Annotated in this window: 16 protein-coding genes; 5 read left to right on the top strand and 11 right to left on the bottom strand. The window is 37.8% G+C overall.

Translation table 11 applies throughout. From position 1 onward, the window contains the following. Positions 1–89: 89 nt before the first annotated feature. The gene (hmpA, locus tag D1Z92_RS11200; RefSeq protein ID WP_128895763.1) at positions 90–1,328 is read right to left on the bottom strand and encodes an NO-inducible flavohemoprotein; all 1,239 of its coding nucleotides are present in this window, start codon (positions 1,326–1,328) and stop codon (positions 90–92) included. A gap of 257 nt (positions 1,329–1,585) precedes the next feature. On the opposite strand from hmpA, the gene D1Z92_RS11195 reads away from it, so the two are divergent. Genes D1Z92_RS11195 through D1Z92_RS11185 form a run of 3 tightly spaced genes read left to right on the top strand, consistent with a single transcriptional unit; the run spans position 1,586 to position 3,842 of the window. Further along, positions 1,586–2,404, top strand: coding sequence for an amino acid ABC transporter substrate-binding protein (locus D1Z92_RS11195; RefSeq protein WP_128895762.1), 819 nt, complete (start codon positions 1,586–1,588; stop codon positions 2,402–2,404). Further along, complete coding sequence (locus D1Z92_RS11190) at positions 2,391–3,086, top strand: amino acid ABC transporter permease (RefSeq protein ID WP_128895761.1); 696 nt, start codon at positions 2,391–2,393, stop codon at positions 3,084–3,086. Before D1Z92_RS11195 ends, D1Z92_RS11190 begins: the two co-directional genes overlap by 14 nt. A gap of 21 nt (positions 3,087–3,107) precedes the next feature. Next, a complete protein-coding gene (locus D1Z92_RS11185) occupies positions 3,108–3,842 on the top strand; it encodes an amino acid ABC transporter ATP-binding protein (RefSeq protein WP_128895760.1) in 735 nt (244 codons plus the stop codon). A gap of 97 nt (positions 3,843–3,939) precedes the next feature. Here D1Z92_RS11185 and D1Z92_RS11180 read toward each other — a convergent pair whose 3' ends face one another. The 7 genes from D1Z92_RS11180 to D1Z92_RS11150 are packed head-to-tail and all read right to left on the bottom strand — an operon-like array spanning position 3,940 to position 12,150. Continuing rightward, on the bottom strand, positions 3,940–5,250 hold the full coding sequence (locus D1Z92_RS11180; protein WP_164931579.1) for a GerAB/ArcD/ProY family transporter: 1,311 nt from the start codon (positions 5,248–5,250) through the stop codon (positions 3,940–3,942). Further along, positions 5,247–6,563, bottom strand: coding sequence for a GerAB/ArcD/ProY family transporter (locus D1Z92_RS11175; protein WP_128895758.1), 1,317 nt, complete (start codon positions 6,561–6,563; stop codon positions 5,247–5,249). The genes D1Z92_RS11180 and D1Z92_RS11175 overlap by 4 nt, the downstream gene beginning before the upstream one ends. 20 nt (positions 6,564–6,583) lie before the next feature. Next, complete coding sequence (locus D1Z92_RS11170) at positions 6,584–7,924, bottom strand: GerAB/ArcD/ProY family transporter (RefSeq protein ID WP_128895757.1); 1,341 nt, start codon at positions 7,922–7,924, stop codon at positions 6,584–6,586. Between the two features lie 47 nt (positions 7,925–7,971). After that, positions 7,972–9,120: a Ger(x)C family spore germination protein gene (locus tag D1Z92_RS11165; RefSeq protein WP_128895756.1), complete on the bottom strand. Its 1,149-nt coding sequence runs from the start codon at positions 9,118–9,120 to the stop codon at positions 7,972–7,974. A 19-nt stretch (positions 9,121–9,139) separates the two neighbouring features. After that, positions 9,140–9,376 (bottom strand): hypothetical protein, encoded by a 237-nt coding sequence (locus D1Z92_RS11160; RefSeq protein WP_128895755.1) that lies wholly within the window; start codon positions 9,374–9,376, stop codon positions 9,140–9,142. Continuing rightward, positions 9,377–10,540 (bottom strand): Ger(x)C family spore germination protein, encoded by a 1,164-nt coding sequence (locus D1Z92_RS11155; RefSeq protein ID WP_240666693.1) that lies wholly within the window; start codon positions 10,538–10,540, stop codon positions 9,377–9,379. A 2-nt stretch (positions 10,541–10,542) separates the two neighbouring features. Next, on the bottom strand, positions 10,543–12,150 hold the full coding sequence (locus D1Z92_RS11150) for a spore germination protein (protein ID WP_164931578.1): 1,608 nt from the start codon (positions 12,148–12,150) through the stop codon (positions 10,543–10,545). Positions 12,151–12,346: 196 nt separating this feature from the next. Between D1Z92_RS11150 and D1Z92_RS11145 the strand changes: the two genes are divergently transcribed. Further along, a complete protein-coding gene (locus D1Z92_RS11145; RefSeq protein WP_128895752.1) occupies positions 12,347–13,519 on the top strand; it encodes a cation:proton antiporter in 1,173 nt (390 codons plus the stop codon). Positions 13,520–13,540: 21 nt separating this feature from the next. On the opposite strand, the gene ligD is transcribed toward D1Z92_RS11145, so the two are convergent. Genes ligD through ku form a run of 3 tightly spaced genes read right to left on the bottom strand, consistent with a single transcriptional unit; the run spans position 13,541 to position 16,103 of the window. Beyond that, positions 13,541–14,422, bottom strand: a complete 882-nt coding sequence (gene ligD, locus D1Z92_RS11140) for a non-homologous end-joining DNA ligase (RefSeq protein ID WP_206099743.1) — start codon at positions 14,420–14,422, stop codon at positions 13,541–13,543. Next, positions 14,419–15,270 carry an ATP-dependent DNA ligase gene (locus D1Z92_RS11135; protein WP_128895750.1) on the bottom strand — a complete coding sequence of 284 codons (852 nt, stop codon included), beginning with the start codon at positions 15,268–15,270 and terminating at the stop codon, positions 14,419–14,421. The genes ligD and D1Z92_RS11135 overlap by 4 nt, the downstream gene beginning before the upstream one ends. 5 nt (positions 15,271–15,275) lie before the next feature. After that, the gene (gene ku, locus D1Z92_RS11130) at positions 15,276–16,103 is read right to left on the bottom strand and encodes a non-homologous end joining protein Ku (protein WP_128895749.1); all 828 of its coding nucleotides are present in this window, start codon (positions 16,101–16,103) and stop codon (positions 15,276–15,278) included. Between the two features lie 129 nt (positions 16,104–16,232). Here ku and D1Z92_RS11125 point away from each other — a divergent pair, with 129 nt between their 5' ends. Then, positions 16,233–16,427, top strand: a complete 195-nt coding sequence (locus D1Z92_RS11125; protein WP_128895748.1) for a hypothetical protein — start codon at positions 16,233–16,235, stop codon at positions 16,425–16,427.

Here is a 16,427-nt window from a genome sequence, read left to right as displayed (position 1 = left end):
GAAAAACGAGAAAGTAGGTATGGTGTTCAAACTTGCTGATCTCGTTTTTCATTATTTATAGAACAATATATGGAAGGTGCGAGTATATCTCATACTTTGCTTATTTCTTTCAATGTACCCGTAGGACCGAAATATTCGTAACGAATGTGTTGCTTATGAATGCCCATTTCTTGTAGGTCTCTATACATGCGCTGCATAAACGGAATGGGCCCGCACATATAGACGTGAAGGTTTTGTTGTTGGTGAACAGGGATCATTTGTTGTAACCAACTCTTTGTTATGATGCCTTCTTCATCATATGTTGCATGTTGAAGATCGCTTATGGTCGGTGTTTCATACGCAGTAGCATAGTAAATATGTTGATGTGCTTCTGCAATCGCTCTTACCTCGTCATCCATGGCATGGACGTTACCATTTCTCGCTGCATGAATAAAGTAAATGTCACGTTTACAACCATCCTCTACCATGCTATGCAACATACTAAGCATCGGGGTTAATCCCACTCCACCACTGAGCAACATGACAGGGGCATTCCCACGTTCAAGTGTAAAACTTCCAGCAGGAGAGCTTAGGGATATAGGATCACCTACACTCATTTTTTCGTGTAAATAGGTAGAGATGAATCCTTTTGGTTTATTCTTTCTTGCATCTTCTCTTTTGACACTAATGCGATAATAGTTACTTCCTGGAGCATTGGACAAACTGTACTGCCTTAGTTGCGTATGATGGGAGCCTTCTGGCATAAGTTTAACCGTAATATATTGTCCTGGCAGGAAGGAGGCAATACTTTTGCCGTCTCCAGGATATAAATAAAATGAAGTAATGGTGTCTGACTCTTTTTCCTTACGCTTAATCACAAACGTTCGGAAACCATCCCACCCTCCGAGCTGATTAGCAGCCGCTTCATATATTTTTTGTTCTTCTTGCATAAATAGATCAGCAATGATATCATACGTTTGTTTCCAAGCTACTAGGACATCACCATTTGCTTCATCCCCAAGTTCCGCGGCCATGGCTTGTAATAAATATGTGCCAACAATAGGGTAATGCTCTGGCTTTACGCCTAACCCTCTGTGCTTATGTGCCGTTTGGATGACGGAAGGTAAGATAGCTTCTAATTGATCGATATGTTTTGCAGCAGCGTATAATGTGTTAGCAAGTGCGGTTTGCTGTTTCCCTTGCTGTTGGTTTGTCTGGTTAAATATATGTAGTAATTCAGGATGATCATTAAACATGGTTTGGTAAAAGCGGGATGTAATTTGCTTTCCTTTTAATTGAAACAATGGTGCTGTTGCTTTAATTAACTTGATGTGTTTTTGAGATAGCATGTGTGGCATCCTCCATCCTGTGTTAAATTTTTCTACATTATATCTAAGCACCTGTAAACCCGTGGTGATGGCTATCACAAGTTTGTTGAACAATTTCATTCAATATATCTATAAGATGAAGAAATGATGGTATGGATTAACGGATGTTTAGCTCATAATAAAATAAATAATTTCCTTTTGACAGGAGCAGGGAAATAAGATAATATACATAAATACCAACAAAACCAATAAAAACAGTCAGAATTGGAGAGATAGAAATGAAGAAATTATTTTTCGCTATGATCATACTTAGTTTAACTTTTATATTAGCTAGTTGTGGAAATAACACTGAATCATCAGGAGCAGACCAGAATGAAACTGATTCATCAGAGCAAGATTTACTTGCAACCATACAAGATGAAGGTACACTGATCATTGGGACAGAAGGTACGTATCGTCCTTACACTTTTCATGATGAAAGTGGAGCATTAACAGGTTTTGACGTGGAAATTGCTAAAGAAGTAGCAAACCGTTTAGGAGTAGAAGCAGAATTTAAAGAAACACAATGGGATGCGATGTTTGCTGGATTAGATGCGAAACGCTTTGATATGATCGCGAATCAAGTAGGAATTAAAGAAGAGCGTTTAAAGAAATATGACTTTTCCAACCATTACATTACTTCCTCTGCTGTTCTTGTAACGAGCGAAGATAACAGTGAAGTGACTAATTTCGAAGATATAAAAGGATTAAAAGCTGCACAGTCATTAACGAGTAATTACGCTGATATTGCGAAACAATATGAAGCAGAAATTGTGAGTGTGGAAGGGTTTAATCAAGCTATTGATCTGTTGAATACCGATCGTGTAGATGTTACAATCAATGATAAAATAACCATCTTAGATTATAAAAAGGTAAAACCAGATGCACCGGTGAAAATTGCGGCAACATCAGAAGATGCATCTCAAAGTGGATTCATGTTTAGACAAGGGAATGATACGCTTGTCCAAGCAGTAAATGAAGCTTTAGAAGAAATGATAGAAGACGGTACGTATCTAGAAATATCAAAGAAATGGTTTGGTGAAGATGTACTTAACTAATAGCAATGAACAATGGGAACGCCTATTTAACATAGCTATAGATGCCCTACCTCCAATGTTGGAGGGGGCTATTTTTTATACGATACCGTTATCCATCATCTCGTTTATCGTTGGTATCGTATTAGCTTTATTAACGGCATTCGCAAGAATATCATCTGTAACACCGCTGCAAATGATTGCGAGGGTGTATGTTTCTGCCATTAGGGGAACGCCCTTGCTAGTGCAACTATTTATTATATTTTACGCTCTGCCTGCAGTAGGGGTGACGCTAGATCCGTTTCCAACAGCTGTTATCGGTTTTTCCCTTAATGTAGGAGCCTATGCATCTGAAATTATACGAGCAGCAATTCAGTCCATTCCTAAAGGTCAATGGGAAGCTGCGAGCTCTATTGGCATGAGTTATAGACAGGCACTTTTTCGGATTATATTGCCACAAGCAACAAGAGTATCCGTGCCGCCATTATCCAATACGTTTATTAGCTTAGTGAAAGACACATCCCTTGCTTCGTTAATATTAGTAACAGAGATGTTCCAGAGAGCGAAAGAAGTAGCCGCAGCGACATACGAAGTACTGTTTGTGTATTCTCTTGCTGCTTTGTTGTACTGGATTATCTGCTTCATTTTATCGATCTTGCAAGATAGAATGGAACGTCGTCTGGATCGCTATGTTTCTACGAATTAAAGGGGAAGGGGACGGTGCCGCATGATAACCATGCAAGGAATTCATAAAAGTTTTAAATCGGTAAACGTATTAAAAGGGGTCGATCTGGAAGTAGAGAAAGGCAAAGTCGTGGTCATTATTGGACCGTCTGGTTCAGGTAAAACGACATTACTTCGTTGTCTCAATGTATTAGAACATCCTACGAAAGGTTCTATCTCTATTCAGGATCATCATCTTGATTTTAATAAACGTATACCTAAACATAAAATAGCTGCTTTTCGTCGATTAACGGGTATGGTGTTTCAAAGCTATAATCTATTTCCACATATGACGGTGCTGCAAAATGTGATGGAAGGTCCTGTTACAGTGAAAAAAGAGAACAAAGCGACAGCAAAAGCAAAAGCAGAGAAATTATTGAACAAAGTCGGTTTAGCAGATAAAAAGGATCATTTTCCTTCGCAACTATCTGGAGGTCAGCAACAACGTGTAGGCATCGCACGTGCGTTGGCAATGGAACCAGAAGTCATGTTATTTGATGAACCTACCTCTGCACTAGATCCAGAATTGGTGGGGGAAGTTTTAGCTGTCATGAAGGAATTAGCGCATGAAGGGATGACGATGGTCGTTGTGACGCATGAAATGCGATTTGCAAAAGACGTAGCGGATGAAGTGTTATTTATTGATGATGGTGTCATTTTAGAGCGGGGAGCGCCAGAAGACATCTTTACACATCCGCAGCATCAAAGGACACAACAATTTCTACAGCTGATTGAATAGTAACAACAAGTTGCACAAGATCAAACATAAAGTAAGAAACACACAGGACGATGCAACATACAGCATTAAACATACAACAACACAAGAAGAGGACATGCTATCCGTTCTCTTTTTTTCTGTTGAACAGACTAACAACATATGCGGCCAACAGGGAAATGAAATACAATAATCCACAAAGGTTGGCGATCATATAGTGATATTTCCCTCCTATCATGCCTCCGATAATAAACAACAAGGCTGCTACATACAACCCTCCTACAATCCAATGCACCCTTCTGTCTTTAGCACGGTTCAGCTTTTTCAGCGATTGTGTCAGCAAAGAGCGCTTTTTGAGTAATAAAAATAAAAGCCAACAAAACACAAAAATAGATTGAATGACAATAACATGTACAAAAGAGATATACGCAGCCAAGCTAAACACTTGCTGATAACTAACGAATGTAAGTAAAATGATCAAACCTACTAGCAGGCTCAATGGTCGATTCAATACGGTAGTATGTTGATTCTTGGCCATATGTTTAACGCTAACGTGAAGTGCTAAATACATAAAAATATATTCCAACAGGAAGATAGGAAACCAAATACCAAAGAAAAAAATATCTAATCGGTCAAGAAGTTCCCCCGCTTTGGTCATCTGCACTAGGTTATAAAAAGGATACGTTAACTTTTTAATCGTAGAAGGATTAAACACACCAATTAAAAGGACAGACCATAAAATAGCGTAAAGGGGAATAAAGAAAGCACTGACTCTTACTGCTTTTAACACCTGTGGGGCCTTCATATGATTTAAAAAAGCACCAAGGATGATAAGGTCACCGAAAATACCTAAATTCACGATATTGCTCTTTCCCAAATCTGTCATCGATAATTCTAGTATAGGTTGTAGATTTGCGAAAGAAAATTGATCTAAAATTAAAAAGGGTAGGGCCACGATGGAACCGATAAATGTTACAGCAAAAAATATATCATTCAGAAATAAACTAGTTTGTAACGTATGTCGACCGAAATATAAAAACACACCTACCTGAAGCAAAACAAGAATCTCAACAGGGGTATGAGGTAGAAGTGATGTATTAATGAAAATAGTAATGCTTAGTAAATCTCTAATAAAGATAAACAAAATAAAATAAATCAAGAGTACATTGAGAATGCCACCAATGACTTTTCCACAGAGAACAGTAGATATTTCAAAAATATTTTTGTTAGGGAAAACGCTGGCTAAAATATAAAATACATATCCGATAATGAGCATATATAAAATACTTAGCATAAAGGTGAACCATAAATCTTGACTCACGAGTTGAGCGAGAAAAGCAGTGATGGTAATCATAAAACTACTGTAAATTAATGTGGTAATTAATCGTGAAATTTGACCGGAAGTAATATATGGTGCAGGTCCATGTTTCAATGTGACGAACCTCCTTCCGGGGATTTGTTTAATTGGACTTGATTAATATAGTAAGCGATGGTGAGCGCAGCAAAATATAGAAATGCAAAAATGTTGGCCAAGATATGCGAAAAATCTCCAAAGTACATACCACATAAAATAAATACAGTTGCAGCAACATAGATGCCAATCGTCACCATATTCAAATTTTGAGATGAAGCCCGTAATTGTGATAAGTGTAACCCAGGAATGGATTTTCTTTTTTTAATGAAGAAAAATATCGCCCACAAGGTAAAAATAGTACTTTGTATAATAATGGTGTGGAAAAATCCATAAGCAGTAAACGTGTACACTTCGTCATAATTTGAAAAGAGTATAATCCCACTAAGATAAATAAATAGGGTTAGAGGTCGATTGATGACCTTAACTTGCTGGTTGCGAACAAAGTGCTTTATCCCGATATGGAGTGCATGAAAAAGGAAAACAAATTTCAGGATGAAAATGGGGAACCAGAGGCTGAAAAAGAGAATATCCATCCGATCTAAAAACTCACTTATTTTTGCTAACTTCACTAAAGCATAAAGCGGAAAAGCTAGCTTTTCCAGGGTGATAGGGCTGATGACACCGACTAAAAATACAATCCATATCACTAAATAGAACGGTGTAAACGTAAGACCAGTTCTCATCGCTTTACCAATTTGAGGTGTTTTTATCATATGTAAAAAAGCACCGATAACAATGAGATCACTAAATATTTCAAACATGACCAAATTGCTATTAATCCAGTTCATCAAGGATAATTCAAAAATAGGTTGGAGATTTACGATATAAAACTGTCCAATAAGCACAAATGGCAATATAATGACAGAAACGGTAAACGTAACGATAAAAAAAACATCGTTAATCATAAACGTAGTTTGGATAGCATGTCTACCAAAATACAAAACAACAATTAACTGTAAAAAAATAATAAATTCAATAGGTGTAGCAGGTAACAAGCTCGTTTGTATGAAAATGGATACTTCGGATAAATCACGCACAAGGGCAATAAATATTAAAATAATCAACACCGCGTTAATCAACGTACCAAGTATTTTTCCACATAACGCGTTCGAAATTTCGAAAATATGTTGTTTAGGATATGTCTTAGACAACATATAAAACATAAAGATAAGAAAGAATCCGTAAGCGGAACTAAAAATAAAAGCAAACCATATATCTTGTTTTGCAACTTGGACCAAGTAAGAAGGCAGGACGAGAGGCCAACCCCCAACAATGATGGTAGGTATTAACCGAGCTAATTGTATAGTCGTAATGGAAGATGATGTACTCATGATTTGTTAGCCTCCTGCCCTTACACTTTTTTTTGCTGGGGTGTCTTTTTTGTTTCCATCCAACTTGTATAAGTGGAAAGTATTACGGTCAATACAAAACAAACACCACAGATAATACCGACGAAGTAGTATCGTTCTGCCCATATAAATCCAATGCCCAAAAAAACTAAACACAAAAAGATGAGACTGTTTGTCATCCAAACCCATTTCGTATACGTTGCATGTTGTTTTTTTTGCTTTGTTTTCTTTTTTTTCGCTTTCTTGGCTTTAAGTAGTAATATAATCAACAAAGGGATAACTACAACACCATGAACAAAAACAACGTGAAAAACGCCTCCAAATACAGCTAAATTATATACTTCTAGTACGCTGTCATAAGCAATGATGGAAATGAAAAATAGCATAAGACCAATACCACGGTTAAGAACAGGTCGAATTTCTTGCTTTGTAAAGCTGCCTATGCCATACAAGATAGCAAAATAAATAAAAATAATTTTAAGTATGTTAGAGGGGAGCCAAGTACTATATATGACAATATCTAGCCGATCGAAAAAATCTGATACGTGAATAAGCTGGATTGCGGCATAATAGCTTAATGACAATCTCGTAGCCATGACATAACCAAACACAGCGGTGACAACGACAATTAAAAGAATAAGTACTGCAATACCGAAAATACCCCCACTGCGAATAGAGGAATGTATTTTTTCTGGTGGACCAAGCATATGTAAAAACGCACCAAGCACAATTAAGTCTCCGTACAAGCCCATATTGATCACACTACTTCGAAGAAAATCCACAGCATCCGTGGCTAAAACAGGCCGCAATAAATCAAAAGAAAATTCATTAAACAGCAGAATGGGTAGCAGTAAGGATGTAAGAATAGCAAATGGTGCATACATTTCGTTACAGCGCATCACATTTTCGAATGACATATGACCAAAATAAATGATCAGTATGGCTGTAATAAACACCAAAACCTCTATAGGCGTATTCAATAATACCGTACTCTGAAAGTAAATACCTGTAGAGTACATTTCTCTAAGAAAAATGGAGGTAAAAAACAAAATAAGGATGCTATTCAGTATAGAACCCCAAAAGGAACCTGTGACTTCAAAAATGATGTTGAAAATATTTTTTTGAGGATACTTTTGTGCTAAAAAAGAGAAAAACAAAGCAATTAGAATCACGTAAATAAAGCCACTAATTTGCGTTAACCACGTATCTTGCATCACGATATTATAATTGACAGTAGGGATGAAATTTCCGCCACCAAGAATGAGAATGATGGTCATCCACGCAAATTGTCTGCTGCTTATGATCTCTGTTTTTCGATATGTACTACTGTTGTTCACAATCATTACCTCATCTCTTTTAGCTAGTCAGTAAATGAAGGTCTTACTCCACATCATTCTTCTTCTTTTGTTAAGTTTTCAGAGATGAGACCGATATTTTCTATGGTGACATCTACATTAGTATGAAAAGCAAGCGATGGAATTTTTTCTGGCCAATTTTTCTTTAATGATTGATTCCAAAGGTACGGGTAACGATGTTTGATGTACAATCCAAATCCAATAGAATCGGCTTTGTTTTTTTTGATGAGCTCAAGGGCTTCGTTCATTTGTCTTTTAATTTTTTCTTCTACTTTTTGTTGTACTTCTTCAATATTTTTGTTATTGAATAAGTTCTTATTCGAGCTATCCTCCACTACTCCACACGTGACGTGCAACGATAGATCAAAGGTAATGTCTTCTCCTTCAACTACAGGTGTTATGCTAGTTTCGGATTGAATATTGTTCACAGATATGAATTGATCCTCATTCACTTGCAATGACGTGTTCAGCGGATGAGCATCTTTAATCATCCAGAGGAGCCCTTCAGCAGCATCATCTGTAAATGTTCCGACCATTTTATCTTCTTTAAGCTGTGCATATCCATGTAGTTCGATTTGCCCTTTACTTTTTTCTTGTTTGGACACTTTCGTTTCTTTTAGTTTGATGTATGGAATGATGGCTTCTATGCCAGTTTGATTGATTTTAAGCATCACATTTTTTAAATTTTGCGTGTAAACCCCCTGCGATTGTATTAATTCCCGTATCATCTCACCGGAGTATAATTCCATTTGAGATTGAATATTAAAATATGGATAAGCTGGTCCATCCGTTACAGCCATATATGCTGTCAATCTTTTTTGTGGTGTACGCGTTAATGCGTCAAATAAAGGTTGTATGCCCATCTCTGCTGCTAAAGGTTCACCTAGCAATAACAGTCTTCGATGAGAAAAAATAAACTTTCGAGGTAATCTGGACTGAATTCTGGCATTGATGTCCGTCACCGCATCTCCTGTACTTGAATCCACGTAGTATGGTTTTCCTCCACCTGTTTCAGGTGCTAGTTCACCTGGTAAAGGAATTTGAAAAGACGCTCTATATTTTTTTTCGTCTTCACTTTTGTCTAGTGCGGTTGCAACGACAATCGTCACGTCGTTAATTTCTTCTAAATCCCAGCATCCGGTGCACAAAACACATATCATGAAGACACACATTATCTTTTTCAAGAAAATACGCTCCTTGTCTTTATTTTGTCGGTTGTAGCCAAGACTCTATCCAAGGTGTTACTTTCTCTTGATAAAATGCTGTAGGCACGGGTACATTAACATCCAATAACATCGCTAAGTACAGGACGAAGGTTGCCAACTGTATGAGATAGAAGGTCCATTTGACACCTGCTTTATATTGTTTTAATTGCCTCACATCAATGATGAAAAAAATAAGATATATGATGGGAAATATCAACAGAAAGAAAGGATCCATCTATGGTTGTTCCTCCTTAGATAAGTTCTCTGAAATAAACCCGATATTTGTTATTTTCGTGTCTAATTCGATATTAAATGTAGCGTTCGAAAAATACTCAGACCAATTGTACTTATATTTTTCATTCCATAAAAGGTGATGTTTTCGATGCAGTATGACCCCTACTCCGATCGTATCTGTTCCTTTTTCTTGCATGGATGCAATGGTTTGATTTATTTGTTTTTCAATTTGTGTTTTCAACTTGGTTTCAAGTAATTCAAGATTGTGTTTATCAAATAAATTTCTTAAGGAAGTGTTCTCTACCACACTACTTTCCACAGAAAGCTTCACATTGATGTCTATGCCTTCGTCTGTAAATGTAGGGTGGATGGTCGTGTTCGCTTTTTGATTATTAACAACGACATACAAATTGTCTTCAATGGCAAAAGTGGTGTTGTTGGGAAATATGTTTTTTTTCAACCATAACAATCCTTGAGCTGCATCTCCTTCATACGTTCCCACCAATTTGTCCTCTTTAAATTGAGCATATCCATTTAATTCAATCTCCACTTTGTCTTCTCCAGCACCTTCAATCGTCTTTAGTGTCATCATTGGTATGGCTGCTTCAATACCAGGATGATTGATAGACATCACTGCGTCCTTTAATGTCTGGGTATACACATTTTGAGATTGAGCTAATTCACGCATGGTCTCTCCAGAAAAAGATTCGAAACTGGGATCGATATTTAAATAAGAGTAAGCTTTACCAGTAACGACGACGATATTAGCAGACATGCGGTTTTGCGGAATTCTAGCCAGTGGATCAAATATAACGCCTATCCCATCTTTCGCTAATTTTTCTCCGATTAATATCACTCTTCGATGCGAAAAGGTTAGCTTTCGAGAAATTCGAGATTGTATCGTATCGTCGATATCGATTAAAATGTTGCCTGCTTCAGAATCCACATAATATGCCTTCGCATCACCTGAACCTTGTCCTATTCTTCCAGCTAATTCACCAGGCAGTGGAATTTGAAATGATACACGGTACTTTTGGTCTTCACTATCTTCCATATCGAAGCCAGTTGCAGCTACGATAGCAATGTCATTAACCTCATTTCTGTCCCAACAGCCAGTTAAAAGTAAAAGGATGAAGAGAGAGAAACATATTTTTCTCATTAACATGATCAAGAAGAATCATCCTCCTTGGAAGAAGATGAAGGTGGAGATGGCTTATTTTTTTGACCTCCATGATGTAGATATATTTGCTCTAATGTCTTGGATTCTCTAATTTCATCTTGATTCGGGATCATATGTGGTCTTTTACGCATTAATGGCCATGGCGCTCGCACAAACGTATCTTTCAAATCAGACCAAGTGAGCGGAGTGAATGGTGCTAAATAAGGAACACCAAACGATCTTAAACTTGCCATATGACCAATAATGATCATAATGAAAAAGATGATCCCAATAATGCCAAACATAGAAGCGAATATGATAAGCGGAAATCTTAATATTCGCAGTGCTACAGCTCCATTAAATTGTGGAACGAGTAGCGCAGAAATACCGGTAATCGATACGACGATGACAACGGGTGCCGACACAATTCCTGCTTCCACCGCAGCTTGTCCGACAACAAGGGCACCTAAGATGGAAACGGCAGTTTGACCGATCGTTTTAGGAATTCGTATACTGGCTTCTCGCAGTACTTCAAAAACAATTTCCATCAATAACACTTCTAGCACAGCAGGAAAGGGAATGAATTCCCTAGATGATGCAATGCTGAGCAGTAAAGTAGTTGGCATCAAATCTTGATGGAAAGTAATGATGGCAACATATAGCGAAGGAGTAACTAACGCAAATCCGAAAAAGAAATAGCGCAAAAATCGCTTCATGGCTACGTACATGTACGGTTCGTAGTAATCGTCACTCGCGTTTAATACCATATTGAATGTCATCGGAACAATCATGACGGAAGGAGATCCATCCACCATAATTGCAATTCTTCCTTCTAATAAACATGCGGCAGTCGTGTCTGGACGTTCTGTCACCATGGCCAACGGGAATGGAGTGACATTGGAATCCATAATGAGTTCTTCGATATATCCAGAGTCAAAGATAGCGTCTATTTCAATTTTTTCTATCCTTCTAATCACTTCTTTTAAAATGCTTTTATCTGCAATATTATCCATATACGAAAGCACAATGTTCGTGTTGGAGTGCTTTCCAATTACCATATTTTTCATTTTCAAATGTGGCGTTTTTATTTTTCTTCGCAGTGTGGACGTTTTTAACCTGAGATTTTCCACAAATGCTTCTCTAGGACCACGAATTCCCGATTCATTTTGTGGTTCTTGAAGCGGTAAATTGGGAAACTTATAATCAATGATGATAACTTCCTTCTGTGATTCCAGAAATATGCATACATCACCGCTAAGCATGTTCACTAGCATTTCTCCATAATTGTCAAATGACTTTAACTGGGTGGACGGAATGCGTTGTGAAATAAATTGTTGCAATGTTTGAATCGGTTTGTCCTCTTCTATTAGCATCAATAAAGAAATTAATTTTTCTAAATGATCGCTGGAGGTTAACCCGTCTATGTAAGTCGCCATGGCCTGGGTTCCGTTTTTTAATTGAAATTTTTTGTTGACAAAATCAACACAATCCGCGAACATATTAGAAAGTATGGTATCGTTCTCTTCGACGGAAGATAGAATGGGTTGATTTTTCAAATCACTAAGGAATTCATAATCAACGTATTCCTTTTTGCTTTTTCTTCTTTTATTGAGCATGACGGTTCCTCCTCGTTCATCCATAACAAGATAGCTTATTAAAAAAGGTATACATTAGTTATTCCAATATTAGTTATTAATATGTACGAGAAAAAAAACATTAGCAAAATGAATAAAAAAAATGAATCTTATTCTAAACATATACGTATAAAATGTATATGAAACAAGATGACGAAAATGGGGGATATGTGAAGTTATGTTGATTTTACAGTTGGCAGCTATATTGTTAGCCTCAAAACTAGCTGGTGATATTAGTGTGAAGTTGGGGCAACCTTCTGTTTTAGGAAAATTATTGGTAGGTATCTTATTGGGGCCTGCTGTATTGGGTATAGTTACGGATACGGATATACTATCCGAGATTAGTAATATTGGTGTTATTTTGTTAATGTTCATTGCTGGTTTAGAAACGGATATTGATGAATTTAAACGTACAGGTAAAGCATCTGCTTCCGTTGGAGTATTCGGGATTGTTCTTCCTTTTACTGGGGGTTACTTAGCAGGATTGATGATGAACCTTACGGGCATTGAAGCTGCATTCCTTGGTTTGTTACTATCTGCTACAAGTGTAAGTATTTCGGTTCAATCTCTAAAGGAAATGAATCAACTGAAATCCAGAGAAGGAACAACCATTCTCGGTGCTGCAGTTATTGATGATGTATTAGTCATGATTTTCTTAGCATTTCTACTCAGTATGGCAGGTGGAGATGTTTCGTTAGCGGAAGTGGCGCTCAAGAAAGTGATATTCTTCGTCGTAGCCATCCTAGTAGCGTGGAAAGTGGTGCCACTTGCTTTGAAATTCCTGGCTCCAACGAAGTCGACGGAAGCGGTCGTTTCCACTGCGTTAGTGATCTGTTTCCTGTATGCTTATTTTGCAGAAATGACAGGCGTTGCAGGTATTATTGGAGCTTACGTTGCGGGCTTAGCTATCAGTGTCACGGATTATAAGCATAAAGTGTTCGAAAAAATTGATACGATTGCGTATTCCATTTTTGTACCTGTGTTCTTTACATCGATTGGTGTTGCTGTAACATTTACCGGTATCGGTGATGACATCGATTTGATTATTTACTTAAGTATTCTTGCTGTTTTAACGAAACTTATTGGTTCAGCTATTGGTGCGAAATTATCTGGGTTTGGTTGGAATGGTTCATTTGGAATCGGTTCAGGCATGGTATCGCGTGGAGAAGTTGCACTGATCATTGCGGCTATTGGATTAGACGAGATGCTCATTACAGATGATTTATTTACTACCGTGGTCGTGGTCGTACTGGTGACAACAATCATGACACCACCGCTCATGAAGTTTTTCTTCAATCGAAAAGAAAAAGAAGAGATGGATGGACAGAACAAAGCAAAATTAAAAGGTTAACACGTTACCAATTAGGTTTGATTAGTTTTGTTCTATAAACATCAAAATATCTTTTAATGACTGCTTAGGTAAGTTTTGTAATAGATCCCCGGTGGTGAGAAGCCGCTGGGGGAGAGAAAGTAAATGATAATCATGAATGTTGGGAATTCTCTTTACTTCTTCCCAAGTCAGTGGAGTGGAAACAGCTGCGAAACGGTTTGCTCTTGGAGTATACGGTGCCGCGATGCTTTTTCCACTCCAATATTGTAAATAATCAACATATATTTTTTTTCCTCTATTTTTAATTAAACGTTCTATTGTAAATAGATCAGGATGTTTTTCTACGAAATAATGTGCAAGAAATTCTCCTAGTTTTCTTAGTTGGTCAAATGTGTATTCCGGTTCAATAGGGATCATAATCTGAATTCCTGTTGCCCCAGATGTTTTTGCGATAGATTCGATGTTTAGTTTGCTCAACACCTCCTCTATATAGCTGGCTGCTTCAAATATGTTTGGACCATCTGGATGAGTTGGGTCTAAATCCATGATCCACACAGATGGTTTTGCATCGTGAATGGGTTGAAAGGAAATGTGAAATTCTAAGCACGCCAAGTTACCGAGCCATAGTAACGTTGCTAAGTCTTTCAACACAATATATTGATGATCGTGCCAATTTGCTGTGGTTACAAATGCAGGTTTCGTTGACGGACAGTTTTTCTGATAAAAGAAATCGCCATGTACACCATGCGGATAACGTATGGTGGTTAAAAAATGTTGTTCGCAATGCGAAATTAAATAAGGAGAAAGCAGCATTAATTGATGCAAATACTTTCGCTTAGTAATGCCAACCTCTGGCCATAACATCTTGTCAGGATTAGTAAGTGACAATGTAATATCGCCGATCATCATTGTTTCGGTCGTCATTTGTATCCTCCCCATGATGTGATTTGCGGATGTCTAAGGGAACCGTTAGGCGTAAATTCCAGGCCTTGAACAACAGCAGAGATTGGCGGTTGCAACAGCACCTTACCGGTTACCACTTCACCGATATGTTGTTTTATAGCTTCTCGCATACTGCCATTCAAACCAATGGAAACATGACCGATAGGTTGTCCATCGTACTCCATTTGCAAACTTTTTATCACACCGCCTCTGACTTCTACAGCAGTGAGATGGACAGAAAGGGTAATCACTCTTTTCTTCTTATACCAAGCGGTATGCCGCTTGCCTTCGATATACGGACTACCGCTTTTTTTGCATATGACGCCTTCCCATCCATGTGTTTCCACCCACTGCCAGAGCGCTTCTCCATCTGTAAATACATCGGTTATAAAGCACTGTGAAGTTTTATGCGGAAAGCTTGCTTGTAAATGTTCATGCCTCTGTGAGAAAGGGAGCTTAGTTATGTCTTTTCCTTCCATCATCAACAAATCAAATAACACATAGGTGACACTAGGCGATGCATTTGAAATTTTTTTGCTTTTTTCTCGCTGTAGGATTGCAGAGAAATCAGGTTTTTGTGTTTGATCGTTGAAGACAATCATCTCCCCATCGCAAATAAATTCTCCTTTTACATTTGCAAAAACGTCCGCCATTTCAGGATAAACGGTTTCTTTAGGCAATCCATTTTTGGAGTATAAACGTACTTTCCCATCTTTGATATGGGTTATGATACGCACACCATCCCATTTGATTTGGTAAATCCAATCTTGCCCCTGCTTCATTTCCTGAGTACGTATAGGTGACATCGGTGTGATTGGTAAAGTCAACATGAACGCTATACACTCTCTTTTTTCGTCGGTGTAGGAGTGTCTTTCTGATTTTGTTTTGGTTCAGGTTGTTGGACGGCTTCGAGGCTTGCTTGCAGTGCGCTCATCAGATCAATGACATTCGTTTTAGGCTGTTCTGGAACCGTTGTAATTTCTTCTCCGGCAATTTTTTTCTGTATTAGATCCTGCATTTTTATCCGGTACTCGTCTTCATATTGACTTGGATCAAAGCTAGTAGATAGTTGCTGTATTAACATTTGAGCCATTTGCAGCTCATTTTCCTTGACGTCTCTTTTTTCAGGTAAATGAGGAACTTGATTCACGGCTCTAATTTCATCTGGGTAAAATATCGTTTCCATCGCGAGGCAACCATCAATAACGCGAATAGCGGCTAAAGAGCTTTTAGATCTTATCGATACGTTGGCGATGCCTATTTTCCCAGTTGTGCGTAGTGATTCTAGCAACAAATTATATGCATTGGCACTTGTTTCTTGTGGCGATAAATAGTATGTTTTTTGAAAATAAATCGGATCAATTTCATGTAAATCAACAAAGGCAAGTATTTTAATTTCTTTTGATGCTTGTTCCGCAAGCTGCTCTAATTCTTCTTTTTGTATCTTGACGAAGTGACCTTTCTGATATTCGTATCCTTTCGTAATTTCCTCCCATTCCACATCTTCTTCGCAATGTTTACATCTTCTTACATAGGACAGTGGCGTTCCGCATTGTTCATGAATGTATCGAAGTGGTATCGATTTATCTTCGGTAGCGGAGAACATGCGCACGGGAACGTTAACCAGGCCAAAACTAACGGCGCCCTTCCAAACGGTATGCATAATTACCCTCCTTGAAAATGTTGATGTTAACAGGATATGCAATTATATAGCACCCGTATGCACAAATTTGATTAATATAAACCATAGTGGGGAAAAGTAAAAATGGATGACGGTTAGGAGGCTAGATTAGTGCAAAAAAATGATGACATCGATAAAAGAGAAGAAGCCTTCATGGACATTGATCGTATGGTAAATGAAGGTCTCGGTGGTGGAAATGTCACGGAGCATAATGGAAAAGTGGAGGAGACGACCACAAATTCCATGCAAGAGGAAGAATCGATTTTAGATCAAATTAATCAATCTTATACTACGAAGAGCGATTAA

It is taken from the genome of Longirhabdus pacifica, from assembly GCF_004115085.1.
In the GTDB taxonomy this organism is placed as follows: Bacteria; Bacillota; Bacilli; order Paenibacillales; family DSM-105158; genus Longirhabdus; species Longirhabdus pacifica.
This window is presented reverse-complemented; position numbering and strand designations above follow the sequence as displayed.